This is a genomic window from Variovorax sp. 01T439_2, assembly GCF_056398445.1.
Window position 1 is genome coordinate 1 of the sequence record NZ_JBFTPJ010001334.1, and the last position, 1,090, is coordinate 1,090.

A 1,090-nucleotide genomic window follows, 5' to 3' on the forward strand; every position below is an offset into this window, starting at 1 on the left:
CTTCACCGCCCGTGCGCGCGGTGAAGGTGTGCGGATAGCTCTTCACCGCCCGTGCGCGCGGTGAAGGTGTGCGGATAGCTCACCGTGCTGCCCGGAAGGCCGTTCTTGGCGCCGTCGGCAGCCAGCGTGTTGCGCTCGACGTCGCCGAAGTTCAGGCCCGCGTGGCCGCTGCTGTTCCAAGTGAAGGCAATGCGATCCGGCGTTCCGTCACGGGTGTAGGTGTAGCCGGTGCCTGCGTTCGCCACGGTCTGGCCGGAAGGCAGCTGGACGGCACCCAGCGAAGCACCGGTGGACATGCGCGAAACCGTGTTGGTCTCTTCCACGCACAGCGCATCGCCCGTACCGATGGTGAAAGGCACGGCCAACGCGTATTTGCCGCTGCCGTCCGTGACGGCGGTCGACAAGGTGGTTGCCGCGCAGTCGGTCAGCCGCATGCTGATGCCGCTCTGCCCGACCTCGCCGCCGTTGATGAGGCCGTCGTTCGCGGTTCCGCCCCCCGTGCCGTTGTCGAGGAACACCCGGCCGGTCACGTTCTTGGGATAGCCGTTCACGAACGTGCAGGTAATGGCCGCGCCAGCGACCATGTTGGCCCCGGGAATGGCCAGCTGATTGCCCGTGAGCGTGCCGAACGTGGCGGCCGGAGTCGCGCTGTTCAAGTCCACGCAGCTGGCGCTCACCGGGCTGGCCGGCCAGCCCTCGGGCGAGGTTTCGCTGATCGTGACACCGGCGCTGGCGGTGCCCGTGATGTTGGCCGCGCCTTCCACGGTGTCGTCACCCACCACCGTGATGCTGTCGCTTGCCGTCGAAAGCCCGCTGAGCGCGAAGCGGAACAGGTTGCTGCCGGTGCCGCCGATGGTGGTCTTGACGATCTGCACCCGTGGATACGGCGGCGTGTAGGTGTTGGTGAAGGTGCACGCAATGTTGCTGCCCGGCGCCGTGGCGGCCGCATCCAGCGTCACCTTGCGGTTCGGCAGGTCAGGCGTTGCCGTGCCGCCCGCGCCCAGGCCGGTACAACTGACGCCGGTCAGTGCGTAGTCGGTGGGCAGCGGGTCTTCGGCAATGATCGTCGCCGTGCTCGGTACCGCCACGG

At 68.0% G+C, this 1,090-nt stretch carries 1 protein-coding gene; it reads right to left on the bottom strand.

The features are described from left to right. Positions 1-2: 2 nt before the first annotated feature. The coding region (locus AC1DOC_RS34725; RefSeq protein ID WP_478131720.1) for a prealbumin-like fold domain-containing protein at positions 3-1,090 on the bottom strand (1,088 nt) is incomplete at its 5' end.